21 protein-coding genes are annotated in these 20263 nt (G+C 70.8%); 11 read left to right on the top strand and 10 right to left on the bottom strand.

The window, feature by feature from the left end; genetic code table 11:
• Positions 1–5: 5 nt before the first annotated feature.
• Entirely contained in the window at positions 6–788 is a 783-nt protein-coding gene (locus tag ACIO52_RS30215; RefSeq protein ID WP_218716384.1) for a crotonase/enoyl-CoA hydratase family protein, read from the bottom strand.
• A gap of 240 nt (positions 789–1028) precedes the next feature.
• Between ACIO52_RS30215 and ACIO52_RS30210 the strand changes: the two genes are divergently transcribed.
• Both ACIO52_RS30210 and ACIO52_RS30205 read left to right on the top strand, forming a co-directional pair.
• Entirely contained in the window at positions 1029–1448 is a 420-nt protein-coding gene (locus ACIO52_RS30210) for a YciI family protein (protein ID WP_402648667.1), read from the top strand.
• Positions 1421–2746, top strand: coding sequence for an RNA polymerase sigma factor (locus ACIO52_RS30205; RefSeq protein WP_402648698.1), 1326 nt, complete (start codon positions 1421–1423; stop codon positions 2744–2746). Before ACIO52_RS30210 ends, ACIO52_RS30205 begins: the two co-directional genes overlap by 28 nt.
• Before the next feature lie 3 nt (positions 2747–2749).
• Here the strand turns inward: ACIO52_RS30205 and ACIO52_RS30200 are convergent, their stop codons facing one another.
• Positions 2750–3547 (bottom strand): LLM class flavin-dependent oxidoreductase, encoded by a 798-nt coding sequence (locus tag ACIO52_RS30200; protein ID WP_402648664.1) that lies wholly within the window; start codon positions 3545–3547, stop codon positions 2750–2752.
• A gap of 105 nt (positions 3548–3652) precedes the next feature.
• Between ACIO52_RS30200 and ACIO52_RS30195 the strand changes: the two genes are divergently transcribed.
• Entirely contained in the window at positions 3653–5008 is a 1356-nt protein-coding gene (locus ACIO52_RS30195) for an MFS transporter (RefSeq protein WP_218716368.1), read from the top strand.
• 38 nt (positions 5009–5046) lie between these two features.
• Here the strand turns inward: ACIO52_RS30195 and ACIO52_RS30190 are convergent, their stop codons facing one another.
• From ACIO52_RS30190 to ACIO52_RS30165, 6 genes are read right to left on the bottom strand one after another with little or no spacing between them, the layout of a single operon-like run.
• Positions 5047–5523 (bottom strand): nucleoside deaminase, encoded by a 477-nt coding sequence (locus tag ACIO52_RS30190; protein ID WP_218716367.1) that lies wholly within the window; start codon positions 5521–5523, stop codon positions 5047–5049.
• Complete coding sequence (locus ACIO52_RS30185) at positions 5520–6500, bottom strand: ornithine cyclodeaminase family protein (RefSeq protein ID WP_218716366.1); 981 nt, start codon at positions 6498–6500, stop codon at positions 5520–5522. Before ACIO52_RS30185 ends, ACIO52_RS30190 begins: the two co-directional genes overlap by 4 nt.
• A gap of 29 nt (positions 6501–6529) precedes the next feature.
• A complete protein-coding gene (locus tag ACIO52_RS30180; RefSeq protein WP_218716365.1) occupies positions 6530–7456 on the bottom strand; it encodes an ABC transporter permease in 927 nt (308 codons plus the stop codon).
• Positions 7453–8598, bottom strand: coding sequence for an ABC transporter permease (locus ACIO52_RS30175; RefSeq protein WP_218716364.1), 1146 nt, complete (start codon positions 8596–8598; stop codon positions 7453–7455). The genes ACIO52_RS30180 and ACIO52_RS30175 overlap by 4 nt, the downstream gene beginning before the upstream one ends.
• Positions 8595–10151 (bottom strand): ABC transporter ATP-binding protein, encoded by a 1557-nt coding sequence (locus ACIO52_RS30170; RefSeq protein WP_342802298.1) that lies wholly within the window; start codon positions 10149–10151, stop codon positions 8595–8597. The genes ACIO52_RS30175 and ACIO52_RS30170 overlap by 4 nt, the downstream gene beginning before the upstream one ends.
• Positions 10152–10155: 4 nt before the next feature.
• A complete protein-coding gene (locus ACIO52_RS30165) occupies positions 10156–11148 on the bottom strand; it encodes a BMP family protein (protein WP_402648658.1) in 993 nt (330 codons plus the stop codon).
• A 136-nt stretch (positions 11149–11284) separates the two neighbouring features.
• Here ACIO52_RS30165 and ACIO52_RS30160 point away from each other — a divergent pair, with 136 nt between their 5' ends.
• The gene (locus ACIO52_RS30160; RefSeq protein WP_402648655.1) at positions 11285–12043 is read left to right on the top strand and encodes a GntR family transcriptional regulator; all 759 of its coding nucleotides are present in this window, start codon (positions 11285–11287) and stop codon (positions 12041–12043) included.
• Positions 12044–12076: 33 nt separating this feature from the next.
• Here the strand turns inward: ACIO52_RS30160 and ACIO52_RS30155 are convergent, their stop codons facing one another.
• Complete coding sequence (locus ACIO52_RS30155; RefSeq protein ID WP_402648652.1) at positions 12077–12967, bottom strand: LysR family transcriptional regulator; 891 nt, start codon at positions 12965–12967, stop codon at positions 12077–12079.
• Positions 12968–13037: 70 nt separating this feature from the next.
• Here ACIO52_RS30155 and ACIO52_RS30150 point away from each other — a divergent pair, with 70 nt between their 5' ends.
• Both ACIO52_RS30150 and ACIO52_RS30145 read left to right on the top strand, forming a co-directional pair.
• On the top strand, positions 13038–13964 hold the full coding sequence (locus ACIO52_RS30150; RefSeq protein WP_402648649.1) for a dihydrodipicolinate synthase family protein: 927 nt from the start codon (positions 13038–13040) through the stop codon (positions 13962–13964).
• Positions 13961–15487 (top strand): DHA2 family efflux MFS transporter permease subunit, encoded by a 1527-nt coding sequence (locus ACIO52_RS30145; RefSeq protein ID WP_316574612.1) that lies wholly within the window; start codon positions 13961–13963, stop codon positions 15485–15487. The genes ACIO52_RS30150 and ACIO52_RS30145 overlap by 4 nt, the downstream gene beginning before the upstream one ends.
• A gap of 149 nt (positions 15488–15636) precedes the next feature.
• Here the strand turns inward: ACIO52_RS30145 and ACIO52_RS30140 are convergent, their stop codons facing one another.
• Positions 15637–16068 (bottom strand): SRPBCC family protein, encoded by a 432-nt coding sequence (locus tag ACIO52_RS30140; RefSeq protein ID WP_218717403.1) that lies wholly within the window; start codon positions 16066–16068, stop codon positions 15637–15639.
• A gap of 283 nt (positions 16069–16351) precedes the next feature.
• On the opposite strand from ACIO52_RS30140, the gene ACIO52_RS30135 reads away from it, so the two are divergent.
• Genes ACIO52_RS30135 through ACIO52_RS30115 form a run of 5 tightly spaced genes read left to right on the top strand, consistent with a single transcriptional unit; the run spans position 16352 to position 20260 of the window.
• On the top strand, positions 16352–17743 hold the full coding sequence (locus ACIO52_RS30135; protein ID WP_316574613.1) for a sensor histidine kinase: 1392 nt from the start codon (positions 16352–16354) through the stop codon (positions 17741–17743).
• Positions 17721–18131: a roadblock/LC7 domain-containing protein gene (locus tag ACIO52_RS30130; RefSeq protein ID WP_218717405.1), complete on the top strand. Its 411-nt coding sequence runs from the start codon at positions 17721–17723 to the stop codon at positions 18129–18131. Before ACIO52_RS30135 ends, ACIO52_RS30130 begins: the two co-directional genes overlap by 23 nt.
• On the top strand, positions 18131–18481 hold the full coding sequence (locus ACIO52_RS30125) for a DUF742 domain-containing protein (protein ID WP_218717406.1): 351 nt from the start codon (positions 18131–18133) through the stop codon (positions 18479–18481). Before ACIO52_RS30130 ends, ACIO52_RS30125 begins: the two co-directional genes overlap by 1 nt.
• On the top strand, positions 18456–19058 hold the full coding sequence (locus ACIO52_RS30120) for an ATP/GTP-binding protein (protein ID WP_218717407.1): 603 nt from the start codon (positions 18456–18458) through the stop codon (positions 19056–19058). The genes ACIO52_RS30125 and ACIO52_RS30120 overlap by 26 nt, the downstream gene beginning before the upstream one ends.
• Positions 19055–20260 (top strand): cytochrome P450, encoded by a 1206-nt coding sequence (locus tag ACIO52_RS30115; protein ID WP_218717408.1) that lies wholly within the window; start codon positions 19055–19057, stop codon positions 20258–20260. Before ACIO52_RS30120 ends, ACIO52_RS30115 begins: the two co-directional genes overlap by 4 nt.
• Positions 20261–20263: the final 3 nt, after the last annotated feature.

The following is a 20263-nucleotide window of genomic DNA, read 5'->3' as shown; positions in this document are numbered from 1 at the left end:
GGTGGTCAGCGGGCCTGCCAGTTGGGCTTGCGCTTCTCGGCGAAGGCGAGGGTGCCCTCGCGTACGTCCTCGGTGCGCGCGACGCCCATGATCTCGCGGTTGGTCAGGTCCCAAGCGGCGTCGTCGTCGATCTTGCCGTCGACGAGACCGAGGGCGACCCGCTTGCTCGCCTGCACCGCCAGCGGCGCGTTCGCGGCGATCCGGCCCGCCAGCTCGAGCGCGGCGTCGAGCACCAGATCGGCCGGGACCACCCGATTGATCAGCCCGAGCTCGAGCGCCCGGGCGGCGGTGATCGGTTCGCCGGTCAGGATCATCTCCATGGCGACCTTGCGCGGCAGTTGCTCGGGCAGCCGGAACGCGCCACCGGCGGCGGCGAACAGGCCACGGGCGACCTCGGGCAGGCCGAAGGTGGCCGTCTCGGCGGCGACGGCGAGGTCGCTGGCCAGGACGAGCTCGGTGCCGCCACCCAGCGCGAATCCGTTGACCGCGGCGATGGTGGGCTTGCTGATCGGGTGGCGGACGTAGCCGGCCAGGCCCCACGCCTCGTTGCCCGGCGCCAGGATGTTCTCGCCGCGACCGATCGCCTTGAGGTCGGCGCCGGCGCAGAAGGCGCGCTCGCCCGCGCCGGTGAGCACGACCGCGCGGATCAGCGGATCGGCCTCGGCCTGCTCGAGCGCCGCGCCCACACCGGTGCTGACCTCGGCGTCGACCGCGTTCATGGCCTGCGGCCGGTTGATGACGACGACCAGCACATGCTCGCGTTGCTCGACGAGGACTGCGCTCACGATGGACTCCTAGACTCTCTGCCCGTCCGCTGACACGCGTGACAGGTCCCCTCGAGATGTATCACGTTGGGGCGCGATGGGTCCTCGGATCGGGCTACTCGCCGGTTCTCGCGCGGTCGCCGGTGGCTGTGGAAAACTCGGGGAAGAATATTTCGGTCGGTTGTCGATCGGTGTCGCAGCCCGTTCGACCTAGGGATGAACACGGACCCGCACCGGGTCCACGCCTACCCGAGGAGACAGACCATGAAGTACATGCTGATCATGCGCGCGACCGACGACGCCTGGGCCAAGGCCGCCGAGCTCGACTTCGACGAGATGCTGGAAACGATGGGCAAGTTCAACGACGAACTGATCCGGGCCGGCGTGCTCGTCGCCGCCGAGGGCCTCGACGACGCCGCCGAGACGGTGGTCGTCGACTACGCCTCGGAACCCCCGATCGTGACCGACGGGCCCTACGGCGAGACCAAGGAACTGTTCGGCGGCTACTACATCCTCAACGTCGCCTCCAAGGAGGAGGCGGTGGAATGGGCCAAGCGGATGCCGATGACCGGTCCCGGCGTCAAGACCGAGATTCGCCGCGTCCCCAGCATCGACGAATTCCCGCAGGACAACACGTGGATCCTGAAGGAGCGGGCCTGGCGCGAGGCCACCGGGCAGCTCTGAACCGGACGACGGTGATTCAGTCCTCCGGCCGGGAGGCGGTCGCGGCGGTCTGGCGGATCGAATCGGCCCGCATCGTCGGCGCGCTCGCCCGCTACACCGGCGACTTCGCGATGGCCGAGGATCTCGCGCAGGAAGCGCTCGCCGAGGCACTGGTGACCTGGCCGCGCGACGGGGTGCCGCGGCAACCGGCCGGCTGGCTGCTCACCGTCGGCCGCCGCCGGGCGATCGACGCCTACCGGCGGCGCGCCGCGCTCGACGACCGGTACGCCACGCTCGCCGGACATCTCGGTGAGGGTGGCGTGCTGACCGGCGGCGAGGCGGCCGATCCGGTCCGCGCTGCCGAGGCGGTGCTGTGGGATCCCGACCAGATCGACGACGACGTGCTGGCGCTGATCTTCATCGCCTGCCACCCGGTGCTCTCGCGAGAGGCACGGCTGGCGCTGACCTTGCGCGTGGTCGGTGGCCTGACCAGCGACGAGATCGCCAAGGCGTGCCTGGTGCCGACCGCTACCGTGCAGGCCAGGATCACCAGGGCGAAGAAGACGCTCGGCGCGGCCGAGGTCGCCTTCGAGGTGCCGCCCGCCGCCGAGCGCCACGCCCGCCTCGGCTCGGTGCTCGGGGTGATCTACCTGATCTTCACCGAGGGCTCCTCGGCCAGCGCGGGCGAGGACCTCATCCGCTTCGACCTGGCGGGCGAGGCGCAGCGCTTGGCCCGGGTGCTGGCTCGGCTCATGCCCGGCGAGCCCGAGGTGTACGGACTGCTGGCGCTGCTGGAACTGACGGCGGCGCGGTTTCCGGCCCGGACCCGGCCCGACGGCGAGCCGGTGCTGCTCGAGCAGCAGGACCGCCGCCGCTGGGACCACTCCGCGATCCGGCGTGGCCGGGCGGCGCTGGCCAAGGCCGCCCAGGTCGGTCGCGGGCTGGGCGCCTACGGGCTGCAGGCCGCGATCGCCGAATGTCACGCCGTCGCACCGTCGGTCGAGGCGACGAACTGGGAACGGGTGGTGCTGCTCTACGAGGCGCTGGGCCGGCTCGCGCCCTCGCCGGTGGTGGAGCTGAACCGGGCCGTGGCGGTGTCGATGGCCGACGGGCCCGCCGCCGCGCTGCCGATCGTCGAGGAGCTGGCGGACGGGGGAGCGCTGGGGCAGTCGCACCTGCTACCGAGTGTGCGCGGTGAGCTGCTTACCCGCCTCGGCCGCACCACGGAGGCGCGCGCCGCGCTCGCCGAGGCGATTCGCCGGTGCGGGAACGCACGGGAAAAGGCCGTCCTCGCAAGCAAACTCGCCGCCCTCGGCTGAACGCTACCCCGGGCCGCGACGCACGGCCGCGAGTGCGTCGTCGCGCGAGCAGATCATCGGCAGCGCGGTCAGCCACCAGGTCGCGCCCGCGCGCACGTACGCCTCGCGCTCGCGGTTGTCGGCCGCGGCGATGACCACCTCGAAACCGGACAGGTCGCCCCGGTGCTCGGCGATGATCCTCAGCATCTCGACGAGCTGATCCGGGCTCGCCTCGGGACACAATCCGTCGAAGCGGGCCGCGCGCCGCAGGGGCGCCTGCTTCACGGATTGGGCGGCCACCCAGATCGGGATGCGGGGGCGCTGTACCGGCCGGGGCAGGAATCGCAGTCCGTCGACCCGGTAGGCGGGTCCGTCGTGGTGTACGGCCTCCCCCGACCAGAGTGCGGTGAGTACGGTCAGTGCCTCGTCGAGGCGCCGGGCGCGATCGCGCGGGGCGGCGACCTCGCCGAGCCGGGAGAACTCGCCGGTCGCCTCCGAACCCAGGCCGACCCCGAGGGCGAGACGGCCACCGCTGAGCAGATCGAGCGCGACCGTCTCGCGGGCCAGGTCCTGCGGTCGCCTGCGCGACAGCGGCGTCACCCGCGGACCGAGTACCACCCGGCTGGTCGCGGCGGCGATCGCGGCCAAGCCGATCCAGGCGTCACCGACGGCGAGCCCCGGCTCCTTCGGACGGGCCACGTGGTCCCAGAGGAAGACGCCGTCGAAACCCGCCGATTCCGCCTCGGCCGCCAGCTCGGCCAGTACCCGAGGGTCGGCGAGTTCACCGAACGGCGGCAGATAGACCCCGTGGCGCAGCGGCATCTTCGCAGTGTAAAAGGGGTCTCGGGGGAATCGTCGCACAGTCGTAAAGTTTGTCCGCCCCCTTGTCGGGTAGCCCGTAGAGGCGACGACGAGAGGTTTGTGTAGATGTCACAGGAATCGAAATCGGTGCTGCATCGCGCGATCGGTGCTTCGGCGATCGGCAATGCGGTCGAATGGTTCGACTACGGCGTCTACGCCTATCTGGCGACCTATATCGCCGCGTCTCTTTTTCCCGGTGACGGTGCCGGGTCGAGCGTCGTCTACACGCTGCTCGGATTCGCCGTTTCCTTTTTGATCCGCCCGATCGGCGGCATGATCTGGGGTCCGCTCGGCGACCGGATCGGCCGCAAACGGGTGCTGGCGACGACCATCGTGCTGATGGCGGCCTCGACGCTGGCCGTCGGCCTGATCCCCAGCTACGAGGTCATCGGGATCGGCGCGCCGATCCTGCTCTACCTGCTGCGGATGGTGCAGGGCCTGTCGGCGGGCGGTGAATACGGCGGTGCGGCGACCTTCATGGCCGAATACGCGCCCGACCGCAAGCGTGGATTCTATGGCAGTTTCCTGGAAGTCGGCACGTTGGCCGGTTTCACGCTCGGCAATCTGGTCGCCCTGCTGCTGGTGAATATTCTCGACGATCCGGCCATGGAATCGTGGGGCTGGCGAATTCCGTTCCTCATCGCCGCGCCGCTCGGTCTGGTCGGTATGTATCTGCGGAGCCGGGTGGAAGACACGCCGGTCTTCCGCGAGGTCGAGCGCAACGACGAGACCGAGGAAACCGTCGGCGTCTATCGCGATCTGGTCACCAGATATCTGCGCCCGGTGCTGACTCTGTTCGGTTTGGTGATCGCGCTCAATGTCGTGAATTACTCGCTGCTCAGCTACACGCCGACCTATCTCGGCAACACCCTCGGCATGGCCGAATCCGACGCGCTGCTGGTGCCGTTGATCGGTCAGGTCGCGATGCTGGTGACGCTGCCGTTCCTCGGCGCGCTCTCGGATCGGGTGGGCCGCAGGCCGATGTGGCTGGCCTCGTGTGCGGCGCTGATGATCGTGGTCATCCCGGTGTACAAGTTGATCGGCAGCTCGCTGACCGGCGCGATCGTCGGCTTCGCGATCCTGGGCATGCTCTATGCCCCGCAGCTGGCGACCATCTCGGCGACCTTCCCCGCCATGTTCCCGACGATCGTGCGCTTCGCCGGCGTGGCGATCGGCTACAACGTGGCCACCTCGCTGTTCGGTGGCACCGCTCCGGTGATCAACCAGGCGCTCATCGATGCGACCGGCGATCACCTGTTCCCGGCCTACTACATGTTCGGCGCCTGCCTGGTCGGCCTCGTCGCCGCCTACTTCCTGATCGAGACCAAGGGTGTCTCGCTGCGCGGCACCCAGGTGCCGGGCACCCCGGAGGCGATCGAGGAACAGCGCGAGCTGGGCGACGATCCCGTCCCGGCCCGCTGAATCGGTGCCGGTCGCCGTCGCGGCGACCGGCACCGGGCTCAGCTCGCCGCGGCGGCGCGGAACACCGCCAGTGCCTCCTCGCCCAGGTGCGGCCCGCTGACCTGCACCGGCACGTTCGACGTGGCGACCAGATCGGCGCAGGTCAACGCGAAACTCGGGCCGCCGGGCAGGATCTGGCCGAACTCGGCCGACGCCGCGGCGAACACGATCCGCCCGACCTGCGCCCACACCATCGCGGCCGCGCACATCGGACACGGTTCGCCGCTGGCGTAGACGGTCGCGCCGCGCAGTCGGTCGGCCTTGCCCGCGGCGGTGGCCGTGGTGATCGCGGCCAGCTCGGCGTGCGAGGTGATATCGCCGCTGCTGCTCACCGCGTTCTCGCCCTCGGCGACGACGTGACCGTCACGGTCGACGGCGACCGCGCCGAAAGGGCGATCACCGCGCGCGGACGCCTGGCCGGCGAGCTCGATGGCCCGACGCAGGTGGGTGAGGTCGTTCTCGGTGAGTGCGGTCATGCGCTGAGGTCCACTTCCGTTCCGATGCCGTTGGCGCGAGCCTTGTCGATGAGCAGGCGGGCGGCGGCCAGGTCCTGCAGGCCGATGCCGACCGAGTTGAACAGGGTGATGTCGCGATCGCCGGTGCGGCCCGGTGCCCGCCCCGCGACGACCTCACCCAGCTCCGTGCCCACCGCCGCTTCGGTGATCGCGCCCTCGGCGATGGCCAGCAGCGTGTCACCGGACTTGGTGAGCGTGGTGCCGATCGAGTCTACGACGACCGTCGCACGGCGCAGGGCCTCGCCGTCGACCTCCCGGTGATCGGCCCGCGGTGGTGCGCCGACCGCGTTGACGTGCAGTCCGTCGCCGAACCACGCGCCGCGCACGATCGGCTCCCGCGAGGGCGTGAGCGTGCACAGGATGTCGGCGGCCCGGGTGACCGCCTCGGGCGAGGGTTGCGCCCGCACCTCGAGTCCGAGATCGGCGACCGCCGCGCGGAACCGTTCGACGGTCGCGATGGACCGTGACCAGACCAGGACCGTCGTCAGCGCGCGCACCTGGGCGATCGCGCGGGTGTGCTCGACGGCCAGCCCGCCCGCCCCGATCAGGCCGAGCACCGAACTGTCCCGGCGTGCCAGGTATTTCGTCGCCACCGCGCTGGCGGCGGCGGTGCGGACGGCGGTCACGAGCCGCCCGTCGATGAGCGCCTCGCAGGCGCCGTCGACGGCCGAGGTCACCAGGATCGCCGAGCGCTGCACCGGCAGCCCGCGCTCGCGGTTGGCGGGCAGATCGGCGAGCAGTTTCACCGCGGCGGCGCCGGCGGATTCGGCGGCCGCGACCATCGGCACGAAGGCCGCGCCGCCGAGCGTCACGGCGGGCGGTGCGGGGACCAGCGCGGTGCCGAGCGCGAGGTCGGCGTGCGCGCGTTCGACCGCGGCCAGCACCTCGGCGCGGTCGAGGACGGCGGCCACATCGGAATGCGACAGGATCAGAGTCAACGCGGGTGCTCCTCGAAAGCGGGGACGGGTCAGGACGTTCGGGCGAAGGCGACGGTCAGGTCGCGCGGCGAGCGGCTGTTGCCGACCAGGCCGCTGACGGCGACGATCGCGATCAGGTAGGGCAGCATCACCAGCAGGGCGAACGGCACGTCGACGCCCAGCGCGGGCAGCGCGAACTGCAGTGCCTGCGCGAGGCCGAAGAACACCGACGCCCAGATCACCCCGAGCGCGCGCCACCGGCCCGCGATCACCGCGACCACGGCGAGATAGCCGATGCCGCCGGTCATGTTGTCGCTGAACGAATGCACCTCCGACAACGCCAGCTGGGCACCGCCCAGGCCGGCGGCGACCGAGGCCAGCAGCACGCATCCGTAGCGGACGGCCCGCACGGACAGGCCGGTGCGGTCGGCGGCGACGGCGTCCTCGCCGATGGCGTCGACGACCAAGCCGAGCTTGGTGCGCCGGGAGAACACGATCGCGAGGACGGCGACGACGGCGATGCACAGGTAGCCGAGCGCGGTCTGGCCGAACAGGGCGGGACCGATCACCGGGATCCGGTGCAGCAGCGGAATCGCCAGCGGGTCGAAGCCGGGGACGGCGTGCCCCTTGCCGTCGGCCAGCAGCAGCCGCGCGCCGTAGGTGGTCGCGCCCAGGGCCAGCGCGTTGGCGGCGATGCCGACGACGATCTGGTCGGCCCGCAGGCCGATGCTCCAGACCGCTTGCAGCACACCGAAGATCAGCGCGGCGATCACGGCGGTGAGCGCGCCGAGCACCGGCGAACCGGTGGTGACGGCACCCAGCACACCGGCGAAGGCGCCGGTCAGCATCATCGCCTCCAGGCTCAGATTGAGCACGCCCGCGCGTTCGCTGACCAGTTCGCCGCTGGCGGCGACCAGGATGGGCAGGGTGAAGCCGATACCGCTGGTGGCGATGTCGGTGACCGTGTCGAGGCTCATCGCGGCGCTCCTGCCAGGTCGGTGGAATCGGCGGTGTCGATCGGGGAAACCGTCGGTGGCGAAGCGGGTTCGGACCTGCGCCACGATCGGGTCCACAGCGCCGCGCCCGCGATGAACACGATCATCAGCGACTCGACGACCGAGATGGTCGAGGCGGGCACGTTCGCCGCCAGCTGCAGATTGATCCCGCCGGAGACGAGGAAGCCGAGCAGCAGCGAGACGGCGACGACGGCCGACAGCGAGCCACGGGCCAGCAGGCCGACCACCAGGCCGGAGAAGCCGTACCCGGAGGAGAAGCCCTCGGCGAGCACGAACGGCGCGGTGGCGACGAGCAATCCGCCCGCGACGCCGGCGAACGCGCCCGCGGCCGACAGGCTCAGGAAGCGCAGTCGCTGTACCGGCAAGCCGAGCCGGGCCGCCGCGTCGGGGTTGAGCCCGACCGCCCGCAGCCGGGTGCCGAGCGCGCTGTGGCGCACCAGGATCGCCGTGCCGACCGCCGCAGCCACCGCGATCCACAGGGCGATCGTCGCGGGGGAGCGCTCGATGCCGAGCAGCGGCAGATGCGCCGCCGGGGTGAGCGGTTCGGATTGCGGCAGCGTCTCCGAGGACGTCACCGGCTGGCGCAGCAGCGCGGGTTCGTGCACCACCAGCAGCACCAGCGCCAGGCCGACGAAGTTGAGCAGCAGCGTGGTGATGATCTCGCTGGTGCCGCGCCGCACCCGCAGGTACGCCGCGATGGCCGCCCACAGCCAGCCCGCCGCCCCCGCACCCACGATGACCGCGGGCAGGGTGATCGCGGCGGGCGCGCCGGTGAGAGTGGTGCCGATCGCGGTGGCGGCGATGCCGCCCGCGCAGATCTGACCCTCCCCACCCACATTCACCAGTCCGGCCCGGTGCGCGATGGTGAAGCCGACCGCCACCAGCATCAGGGTCGCCGCCACATTGAGCGAGGCCCCGATCGCGTAGTCGCTGCCGAACATGCCCTCCCACAGGGCGGTCATCGTCGCCGCGGGCGCGGCACCGGCCGCGGCGGCCAGAAGCAGTCCGATGACCCCGGCGGCCAGCATCGCCGCCACGGCCACGACGAGCGGTTGATGCGCCCACCGGCGCAGGGGGATTCGGTTCGCGAGCGGAGCGATCATGCCGCGACTCCCATCATGAGTTCGCTGATCTGCTGGGCCGCCGTCGGATCGGCGGTCTCGACCGGACCGGCGAGCGCGCCGCGATAGGCGACGAAGACCCGGTCGCACAGGGCGAGCAGCTCGGGCACCTCGCTGGACACCACGAGCACCCCGCAGCCGTCGGCGGCGGCGCGGCGCAGCTGGGTCAGCACGAAATCGACCGCGCCGATATCCAATCCGCGCGTCGGCTGGGCGGCCACCAGACAGCGCAGGTTCGCGGTGGACAGCTCCCGGGCGAGCACCACCTTCTGCTGATTGCCGCCCGAGAGCGAGCCCATCGGTACCCACGGCCCCGCCGCCCGCACGTCGAACCGCTCGAGTTCGGCCTGCGCGGCTCGGCCCATGGCGCGTTTGTCGAGCAGGCCGAACCGGCGGAACCGGCCGAGCTGCCCGAGGAACAGATTCTCGGCGATCGTCATGTCGGCGACCATCGCGTCGCGGTGCCGGTCCTCGGGGACCACCCCGAGCCCGAGCCCGGTGCGGGTGGCCGGGCGCGCCGCGGTGATGTCGGTGCCGTCGAGGGTGACGGTGCCGCCGGTGACCGCGGCACCGCCCGCCAGCACGGTGACGAGTTCGCTCTGCCCGTTGCCTTCCACACCGGCGATGCCGACGATCTCGCCCGGCCGCACCGCGAGCCGGACCTCGTCGAGCGCGACGCTGCCGTCGGGGCGTCGCGCGCTGACGCGGTCGACCGCGAGCACCGGGGCGGTATCGCCGAGCTCGGTCGCCGCGCGCGCCACCGGTTCGGTCGCCGTGTCCAGGCCGAGCGTGGCGGCCACGGTCGGGTCCAGATCGGCGGCGGTGCGTCCGACCATGGCGGTGAGCAGTTGCGCGATACCGGTGTTCGACATCCGCCCGCCCCCGGCCACCGTGCCGCGGCGCAGCACGGTCGCGGCGTCGGCGACCCGGGCGACCTCGCCGAGCTTGTGGGTCACCAGGACCACGGCCTTGCCGTCGGCGGCGACGGCGCGGCAGGTGTCGATCAGCGCGTCGATCTCGGCCGGATCGAGCACGCCGGTCGGTTCGTCGAGCAGGATCAGCGACGGATCGCGCAGCAGCGCTTTGACGATCTCGACCTTCTGTCGCGCGCCGACCGGCATGGTCGCCACCCGCTGGTCGAGATCGACGCGCAGCCGGTAGCGGCGGGCGATCTCGTCGAGCCGGTCGGTCAGCTCCGCCCGGCGCATCCGCACGCCCCGCTGGGTGAGCAGCAGGTTCTCGGCGACGGTCATGGTGGTGACCAGGCTGAAGTGCTGGTGGACCATGGCCACGCCCGCGGCCATCGCGGCGGCGGGGGAGTCGGGCCGGAACTCGGTGCCGCCCAGCGTCATCCGGCCCGTGTCGGGCCGGTAGCCGCCGAAGACCAGGTTGCACAGCGTCGACTTGCCCGCGCCGTTCTCGCCGAGAACGCAATGGACGGTGCCGGATTCGACGGTGACGTCTACATCGTGCAGGGCCTGCACGTCACCGAAGCTCTTACCCAATCCCTGCAGGGTCAGTGCGGAAGCGCTCATCGGATCAGTACGGCTCGACCGCGCCGGTGGACAGGGCCGTCTTCGCCTTGGCGAGCGCGTCGGCGACGGCCGCGTCCTTGCTGCACAGCACGAAATCGGTGCCGTGGTTGGGCGAGGTGAGCCCGAAGCGGACATTCTCGGCCTTCCAGGAATTGTCCAGCGCGGCGTTCACGGCATACTCGACCTCGGCGCCGATGTCGGTGTGCACGTAGCCCAGGTAGACCGGATTGGTGCAGTCGCCGGGGATCGGGCCGCCGACCATGGCCGCGCCGGATTGGGTCGCGGCCTGCTCCATGCCCGCCTTGCCGAGGTTGACGATCTGGCCCAGCGCGCCCGCGCCGGCGCCGTAGTCGGCCAAGGCGGCCTGCTTGGCCTTGGCCGGATCGTTGAAGTCGCCGACGTACTGCGGGGTGAGCACCTTCACGTCGGGCTTGGCGAACCGGGCGCCGTTGCCGAAGGCGTTGGCGGCGTTGACGATCGCGGGCAGTTCGACGCCGCCGACGAAGGCGACCGCACCGGTCTTCGCGCCCGCCGCCGAGACCGCGCCGCTGAGGAATTCGGCCTCGGCCTGCTGCGGGTCGTAGTAGGCGAGGTTGGCCATCGGCGCGGCGTCGGCGGGACCGCCGATCTCGACGAACTTCACATTCGGGAACTGGGGGGCGACCTTGCGCACATCGGCGTCGGTCTGGCCGCCGAGGGAGATCACCAGGTCGTTGGTGGAAGCGAAGCGGACCAGGGCCTGCTGGTAGTCGCTGGCGGCGACCTGTTCGACCTTGCTCAGTTCCACCTTGTCGCCGAGTTTGTCGGCGATGCGCTGGTACCCGAGATACCCCGACTGCATGAAGCCGGTGTCCGACAGCGAGCCGGGGAAGAACACGCCGACCTTGAGCTTGCCGCCCGAAGCAGCGGAGTCGGAGGATCCGCAGGCCGACAGCAGGGCGGCGGCGGCGAGAGCGGCCGAGCCGAAGGCGATCGCGCGCCGAGTGGACTTGTGCACGGGGTACTCCTTGATCGAACGAACCGCTCACTTAGCGGTATACCGTTAAGTGTCAGCTTCGTGCCCGCAGATGACGGGCGGATTACCGAAACGTAAGAAACGGTCGCCGGTGGCCCGCGGTACTACCGTGGTGGACGTGCAGGCGCGGAAGGATGGTGCGGTGGCGGAGGAACCTGCGAAGAAATCGCTGCGGGATCGGGCCTACGAGGAGCTGCGCGACCGGATCATCGACCTGCGACTGAGCCCCGGTCAGCGGCTGGTCGAACGCGATCTCGCGACCGAATTGGCGATCTCCCGGATTCCGCTGCGCGAGGCGCTGCAGATGCTCGAGCGCGAGGGGCTGGTCGTCATCGTGCCGCGGCAGGGGGCCATCGTCGCGCCCTTCACCGTGACCGATGTGCGCGATCTGTTCGACGTCCGCGAGAGCCTGGAGGTCCTCGCGGCCCGCCTGGCCGCCGAACGCGCCGCCCCCGCCGACCGCGCCGCGCTGCGCGACCAGCTCGACGCCGCGCGCCGCGCCACCGCCGCCGGTGACCAGGCCGCGATCGCCGCCGCCAACGCCGGCTTCCACGCGCTCATCGTCGAGGTCTCCGGCAATCCACTGCTGCAATCGTTGCTGCGCCCCTTGGAATCTCGTGTCCGCTGGCTGTTCCATCTCACCAAGGAGCGCGACCCCGGCACCCAGTGCGAGGAGCACGAAGCCCTCTACGCCGCCATCGCCGCGGGCGACCCCGACGCCGCCGCCGAGATCGCCTACCGTCACGTCGCCTCGGGCCGCGAACCCAGCCTCGCCCTCTCGGCCCAGTGGTCCATGCCCGCCATCGACCCGGTCTCGGCCACCCGCACCCGCCAGCGGACTCCGCACCGGGAGAGGACCGCCGCGGGCGGTGGGTGATCGGTTGCCGGAACGGGTGACCGGGCCTGGCTTTCAGGCGATGTCCGCGGCGCGGGCCGCCGCGCGCAAGGCGGTGCGAGCCGCGTCAAGAGCGGGGTGGTCGGCGGTGCCGTTGCGGTAGGCGAGATGGGTGCGGCGGCGGGTCGTCAGCGGGGTGAGGACGATGTCGCCGGGTGGGGAGTGCAGGGCGAGGGCGGGGACGATCGCGGTGCCCGCGTCGGCGGCGACCAGGGCCAGGACGGTGTTGAAGTCGTCGGCGTGGTGGCGGATGTGGGGCGTGAAACCTGCGGCCTGGCAGGCGCGCAGGGTGACCGTGTGGCAGAGGGTGCCGGGAGTGCCCGCGATCCATGGGGCTTCGCGGTGAGCGCGGAGGGCCTCGGTGGTGACGGTGGGGTGTCTGGTGGCGAGATAGACGGTCTCGGTGTGCAGGGGCTCGGTGTGGATGGCTGGGTCGGTGGTGGCGGGGACGAGGTCGTAGTCGTGGGTCAGGGCGATGTCGAGGGTGCTCGCGCGCAGGGCGTCGGGGACGTCGGCGGGGTCGATCTCGGTGACCGTGAGTTCCAGGCGGGGGTGGTCGGTGCTCAGGGTGACCAGGGCGGGGGAGAGCAGGGTACGGGCGGCGGTGGGAAAGGCGCCGATGCGCAGGGTGCCGACGAGTTCGTCTCGGGCGCAGGCCAATTCGGCATCGGCGCGTTCGAGCGCGGCCAGCACGGTCTCGGTGTGGCCGACGAGGACGTGCGCCGCCGGGGTGAGCCGGACGCGTCGGCCCGTGCGCTCGAGCAGCGGGACGCCCGCTTCGCGTTCGAGGGCGGTGAGCTGCTGGGAGACCGCCGACGGCGTGTAGCTGAGCGCGTCGGCGACCGCGGCGATGGTGCCGCGATGGGCGAGTTCGCGCAGCAGACGGAGTTTGCGGACGTCGAGCATCAGATCAGCTTACGTTTATCGTCACGAACGTGAACTGGACCTGATGAATCCGTGGCTCGACGATGGACCCATGACATCGCTGCAGGGACTGTTCGTTCCCATGATCACCCCCTTCACCGCCGACGGCGAGCTCGCGCTCACCGCGCTGGACGAGCACGCGCACCACGTGCTCGACGCGGGTGCGACCGGGCTGGTCGCCCTGGGCACCACCGCCGAACCCTCGGCACTAACGGCCGGGGAACGGGCACGGGTGCTGGATCGCTGCGCCGCCGTGTGCGCCGACCGGGACGCGCCGCTGATCGTCTGCGCGGGCGGCAATGCCACCGCCGACTCGGTGCGGGCGGTCGGCGAACTCCGGCAGCCGGTCGCCGGCGTGCTGGCGGTAGTGCCGTACTACGTGCGGCCCAGCGAGGAGGGCGTGATCGCGCACTTCACGGCGCTCGCGGCGGCCAGTCCGGCCCCGCTGTACGTCTACGACGTGCCCTACCGCACCGCGCGTCCGCTCGGTGGCGAGACTCTGGTGCGCCTCGCCGGGATTCCGAACATCGCCGGGTTCAAGCATTCCGTCGGCGGTATCGACGCGGCCAGTGTCGAGCTGATGGCGCGGGCGGGGGAGACCACGACGGTGCTGGGCGGCGACGACCGGTTCGCCTCGGCCCTGCTCGCACTCGGTGCGCGCGGCGGCATCCTGGCCGCGGCCAATGTGGCGCCCGCCGCCTACGCCGAGCTGGTCGCCGCCTGGCTCGCCGGTGACGTCTCCCGAGGACGCGCTCTCGGCCACGGCCTCGACGCCCTCGGCGCCGCCCTGTTCGCCGAACCCAACCCGACGGTGATCAAAGCGGTGCTCGCCGAGCGGGGGCAGATCCCCAGTGCGGCGGTCCGATTGCCGTTGTTGCCCGCTTCGTCCGAGTCCCTGGTGGCGGCGCTGCGGGCGGCCGAGGCGGCGGAAAAATTCCACTGGTCTTCGGCGTCGAAAGGTGCCAGGCTCAAGCGGTGACGAAACCTCCGGATATCGGCGCCGCCGATCCCACCTCCGACAAGCTGGACGCAGCCGTACTCAAAGTGGCGGGCGTAGTCGTCCTCGGCGCGGTGATGTCGATCCTCGACATCACCGTGGTCACCGTCGCGATTCCGACGTTCATGGCGGACTTCAACGCCTCCGTCGAGGTCGTCGCCTGGACCATGACCGGCTACACCCTGGCCCTGGCCTCGGTCATCCCGATGACAGGCTGGGCCGCCGACCGCTTCGGCACCAAACGTCTCTATATGGCCGCGCTGAGCTTCTTCATCCTCGGCTCGGTGCTGTGTTCGATGGCGTGGAGTATCGAGTCGCTGGTGGCCTTCCGTGTCATCCAGGGCATCGGTGGCGGCATGCTCATGCCGCTGGGCATGACGATCATGACCCACGCCGCGGGCCCGCAGCGGATCGGGCGAGTGATGGCGGTCCTCGGTGTGCCCATGCTGCTCGGCCCGATCTGTGGCCCGATTCTCGGCGGCTGGCTGATCGACTCCTTCAGCTGGCACTGGATCTTCCTCATCAACCTGCCGCTGGGCCTGGTCGCTCTGGTCCTGGCCTACCTCGTGCTCGCCCCCGACAAGCCCAAGCCGTCGGAATCGTTCGACTTCCTCGGCATGCTGCTGGCCTCGCCCGGTCTGGCATTGTTCCTGTTCGGCGTCTCCTCCATCCCGGAGAAGGGCACGGTGCTCGCCGCGCGCGTGCTCGTTCCGGCGCTCATCGGCGCGGTGCTGCTGGTGGCGTTCGTGTTCCACGCGCTGCGCACCGAACATCCGCTGATCGACCTGCGCCTGTTCCGCAATCGGTCGCTGCGCTTCTCGGTGCTGACCATGTCGCTGTTCGCGACGGCGTTCTTCGGCGCAGGCTTCCTGCTGCCCAACTACCTGCAGCAGGTGCGCGGTGAGACGGCGTTCGACTCCGGTCTGCTCATGGCGCCACAGGGTATCGGCGCCATGTTGACGATGCCGATCGCCGGCTTCCTGGTCGACAAGATCGGGCCGGGCAAGATCGTGTTGTTCGGCATCACCTTTATCACCGTCGGCCTGGCCGGGTTCACCCAGCTCGAGGCCGACACGTCCTACCTGATGATCGGCGGCGCGCTGTTCGTGATGGGTCTGGGCATGGGCTGCACCATGATGCCGGTGATGACCGCCGCCATCCAGACGCTCTCGCACGCCCAGGTCGCGCGCGGCTCGACGTTGATGAACATCATCAACCAGACCGCGGCTTCGATCGGCACCGCGACGATGTCGGTGGTGCTGGCCGCCCAGCTCAACGATCACCCCGCGACGCAGATCGGCATCGCCTCCAACGCCAAGCCCGAACTCGCGGCGCAGTTCCCGCCCGAGGTGATCCAGCACGGCTTGGACCTGGCCGCCGAGGCGTTCAGCCACACCTACTGGGTCGCGGTGATCCTGGCCGGGTTGACCTTGATCCCGGCGTTCTTCCTGCCGCGCACCAAGCCGGACGCCCCGGTCGACGCCGAAGCCTCGCTCATGGTCTGATCGGCCGATCGAACCGGAAGGCCCGGGTGGAACACGATGGTCCACCCGGGCTTTCGCGTCGTCGCGGCATCGGGCGGGTGCTCGCGCCGGACCCACGCCACGGCAGGCGCCGACGTGACCCGAGGGCACCGCCGGTCGGGCGGACCACCTCAGCCGTAGAGCTTCACGAATGCCTCGAGCGAGCGTTCGATGTCGCCGCGCAGTGCCTTGGCCACGGCCGAGCCGATCGGGCCGAACAGCGGTGCGCCGCCGAGGTCGATGTCGACGCTGACCTTCGAGCCGGTGCCCTTCGGTTCGACCAGCAGGGCCAGGCCGAACTTGGTGCCGCCGATGCCCGCGCCGGTGAGCGCGAGACGGCGCGGGGGCTCGGCGGTGCGCACGGTCCAGGTGACCTTGTTGCGGAATCCCTTCACGCGCGCGATGCCGACCAGCACGGTGCCGGGGGTGAGGTCCTCGGGCAGGGTGCCGCGCCAGGCCTCGTGGATGGTGAGCCAGTCGCCGAGTGCGGGCAGGTCGGAAGCGTGGGCCCACGCCTGGTCCGGCGGGACGGGGACATCGACGGAGAGCTTCAGTTTCGCCACGCCGGGATGGTATCCGGTACCCGAGGTTCCGACTCGACCGGACCGCGGCATAGCAAACCAGAATAGATCAAGCGCCCAGGTGGACGGGCGGGAATTCTGATGCCGGACAGGACGATCCGCGCCGAAGTCGATCATGGTGCTGCTACTGTGTGCGGGTCGCTGGAAGCGGGGCGTGTGGATCGGATATCCGACCCCACCGCGCCCCCGGGCGAATGCCTCCCGGGCGGGCCGGTGAGGGCCCACCGGCCAGGGCGTGGTGTGGTCGACGACGACGAAAGATCTGATGAACTCAGGAATCGCGGTGCTGTTACTCGTCATCGGAGCGCCGCTGTTACTGCTCGCGCTGGCCGTGACGGTGTTCGCCATGCGCAACGAGCGCCAGCAGCGGCTGCGGGCCGATGCCGCTATCCGCGAGCGTGTCGCGTGTGAGAACGCGCTGATCCAGCTGGCGCAGACGACGCTGCCGGCGATCACCACGGCCGTGCGCAGGCACGAGATCCCCTCGGTCGCTGTCGATCTGCCCCCCGAGCTGCAGGAGTCGCAGGTCGGCCAGGTGCTGCAGATGATCGCCACCGGTCACGCGGAGGATCTGCGGGTGGTCGCCGAGGAGACCAGGGCGATGGTCGAACGCTACGGCGAGCAGCGGCGCATCAGCGAGGTGCAGGCTGCCCAGGAGGCCGCGCGCGACGAACTGTCGGCCACCTCGCGGGCCGCCACCAGTGCCGCGGTGCGCTCGTTCGGCACCTCCGTGGTGAGCCTGGGCACCGACCTCGGCCAGGTGGTGAGCGCGGCGCTGCGCGAACACCGCGACGACGCGATCTACGAGACGCTGACCAGGATCGACCACACCGTCCAGCAGATGATCCGGCAGGCGCAGTCCTATGTGATCGTCTCCGGTGGTCTGCCCGGGCGGCGCTGGCCGCAGCAGTCGCTCACCGATGTGGCGGGCGGCGCCACCGGCCGTGTCCGGGAGTACCTGCGGGTGCGCTCGGGACAGTCGGACCGGGTGGTGATCAGCCGCGCGGTCGAGCCGCTCGTGCACACCCTGGCCACGCTGCTGGACAACGCGTTGCGCTATTCGCCGCCGTCGTCGTTCGTCGAGGTGGGGTTCCAGGAGGGGCATCACGGCGTCACCGTGATCATCGACGACGCGGGCATGCGGATGAGTCCGGAGCAGCTCGAGGACGCGCGGCAGGTGCTCAGCGGCGAACGCGCCGTCGACATCCACGATCTGGGACCCGCGCCGAAGGTCGGCTTCCCCGGTATCGCGGCGCTCGCGCGGCGCTACGGGTTCTCCGTCCACGTCGACGGGCCGAACATCTTCGGCGGCATGCGGGCGATGGTCTATGTGCCGTCGGCGCTGCTGGTCAGCGGTGCCGCGCCGCGGCTGCCCGAACCGGAACTGGCCGCGCCCGCGCATCTTCCGGTGCCCGTCCCCGCGCTCGTCGAGGACGACGCGCCGCACGCCGAGGTACACGAGATCACCAGTGGGGGACTACCCAAGCGCCGCCGCAGGCCGGTCGCGCCGGATTCGGCGGGAGTACCCGCCGAAGAAGCGGGGCAGGCTCGCCCCGACCTCGCCGCTGCCTGGCACAGCGGCTCCCGCAGCGGTCGCCTCGCTGCGGCCGAGCGAACCACGGAAGGAACAGCCGATGAGCACACCGGTAGCCGATAGCACGAACCGATTGGCGTGGCTGCTCGAGGATCTGGAGATCCCGGGCGTCCGCTTCGCGGTGCTGCTCTCCGATGACGGTCTGCGGATCGCGCACTCCCGTGGCGTGGCCAAGGACGACGCCGAACGCTTCGCCGCGGCCGCCTCCGGCCTGCGCTCGCTCGGCAAGGCCCTCGGCGAGTTCTGCGGTGGTCCCGCGAACACTGTGCGCCAGAACATGACCGAATACGACGAGGGCATGGTGATGATCACCGCCGCGGGGTCCGGCGCGCTGCTAGGCGTCGCCACCACCGCCGATGTCGACGTCGCGCTGGTGGCGCACCGGATGAACGAGCTCGCCTCGCGGGTCGGCCACGAGATCGGCAGCGCGCCGCGGCACGGTGGCAGGTAATGAGCCGGGGCAGGCGCGATCCCGACCTGGTCAGATCGTATGTGCGCACCGGTGGCCGGGTTCGGGCCGCCCATGAACTGGACCTGGTGACCCTGGTCCGCTCGGTCGCCGACGCACGACCCGATCACCGTCCCGACGAGCGCCGGGTCCTCGCGCTCACCAGCCGCCGCGGTGCGCTCTCGATCGCGGAGCTGTCGGCGTATCTGGATCTGCCCGCGTCGGTCGTGAAGATCATCGTGTCCGATCTGCTCGACAGCGGCCATCTACAGTGCCCGACTCCGGCCGAAGTGAAGCCGGAACTCGCGTTGATCAAGGAGGTGCTGCATGGTCTCCGTGCCATCGCGGGGTGAGGTCGACTACGTCGCGGAGACCGTGACGCGATCGGTGAAGATTCTGGTCGCGGGCAATTTCGGCGTCGGCAAGACGACCTTCGTGTGCGGGGTGTCCGAGATCCGGCCGCTGCGCACCGAGGAGACCATCACCGAGGCCAGCATCGGCGTCGACGATCTGGCCGGGCTGGGCAGCAAGGTGCAGACCACCGTCGCGCTGGATTTCGGCAGGCTCACCCTGAATCCGCAACTGGCGCTGTACCTGTTCGGCACGCCCGGCCAGGAACGCTTCGCCCCGCTGTGGGAGGAGCTGGCCCGCGGCGCGCTGGGCGCGCTGGTGCTCGTCGACACCCGGCGCATCGAGAAGGCCGACGACGTGCTCTCGGCGCTGGAACAGCGCGGGGTGCCGTACGCCGTGGCGGTCAACGAGTTCGAGGGCTTCCGCCGCTACCCGCTCGAGGAAGTGCGTGAGGCGCTGGACCTGGCGCCGGAGACGCCGGTCGTCGCGGTCGACGCCCGGCGGCGCGACCACGGTCTGCGCGCGCTGATCACGTTGGCGGAGTATCTGTTCCGCAGGCAGGAAGCAACAGCGTCATGACAGTGGACCTCGCGGCCGACGAGCGGGTACCGATGTACGCCCCCGAGTTCGCCGCCGATCCCCAGGCGGCCTACCGGGAGATGCGACGCCGGTTCGGTTCCGTGGTGCCGGTCGAGCTGTCGCCGGGGATCCGCGCGACGCTGGTCATCGGATATCACACGGCGGTGCGGATCCTCAACGATCCCGAGCACTTCCCGGCCGACCCGCGGATGTGGCAGCGCAACATCCCGCAGGACTGCCCGGTGCTGCCGATGCTGCAGTTCCGCCCGGCCGCGCTGCGCACCACCGGTGCCGAGCACGCCAGGTACCGGCAGGCCAATGTCGCCGGCATCGCGGGCGTGGACCTGTACTCGATGCACGCCACGATCGAGCAGTTCGCGATCCCGCTGATCAACAGCTTCTGCACGACCGGCTCGGCGGACCTGCTGAGCCAGTACGCGTTTCCGCTGGTGTTCCAGGCGCTGAACTCGATGCTGGGCTGCACGCCCGAGATCGGTCAGCAGGTGGCCACCGGCATGGCGCAGATCTTCGAGGGCGACGACGCCGAGGCGGGCAACAACCTGCTGGCCTCGGCGCTGACCGACCTGGTCGCGCTGCGCCAGCGCGAGCCGGGCGACGACGTCGCCACCCGGCTGCTGCACCATCCGGCCGCCCTCACCGACGAGGAGATGGTGCACCAGCTGCTGGTGCTCTACGGCGCGGGCATCGAGCCGATGCTCAATCTGGTGGTCAACACGCTGCGGCTGATGCTCACCGACGACCGCTTCGCCGGCAATGTCCTGGGCGGCAGCCTGTCGACCCGCGACGCGCTCGACGAGGTGCTCTTCACCGACCCGCCGCTGGCGAACTTCTGCATGACCTACCCGCGCCAGCCGATCCTGGTCGACGACATGTGGCTGCCCGCCAACGAACCGGTCGTGATCAGCATGTCGGCCTGCAACAACGACCCGGCCATCGCCGGGCGCGACGTGGTGGACAACCGGGCGCACCTGGCGTGGAGCGCGGGCCCGCACGGCTGCCCGGCCAAGTCGGTGGCGTACTTGATCGTGCAGGACGCGATCGACCAATTGCTCGACGCCCTCCCGGAACTGCGGCTGGCCGTGCCCGCCGAGGAACTGGTGTGGCGGCCCGGCCCGTTCCATCGTTCGCTGGCCGCGCTGCCGGTCGAGTTCCCGAAGACGCCGCCGCTGCCGCTGCCGTGATCC

The sequence above is a fragment of the Nocardia sp. NPDC087230 genome (genome assembly GCF_044744725.1).
Lineage (GTDB): Bacteria > Actinomycetota > Actinomycetes > Mycobacteriales > Mycobacteriaceae > Nocardia > Nocardia canadensis.
This window is presented reverse-complemented; position numbering and strand designations above follow the sequence as displayed.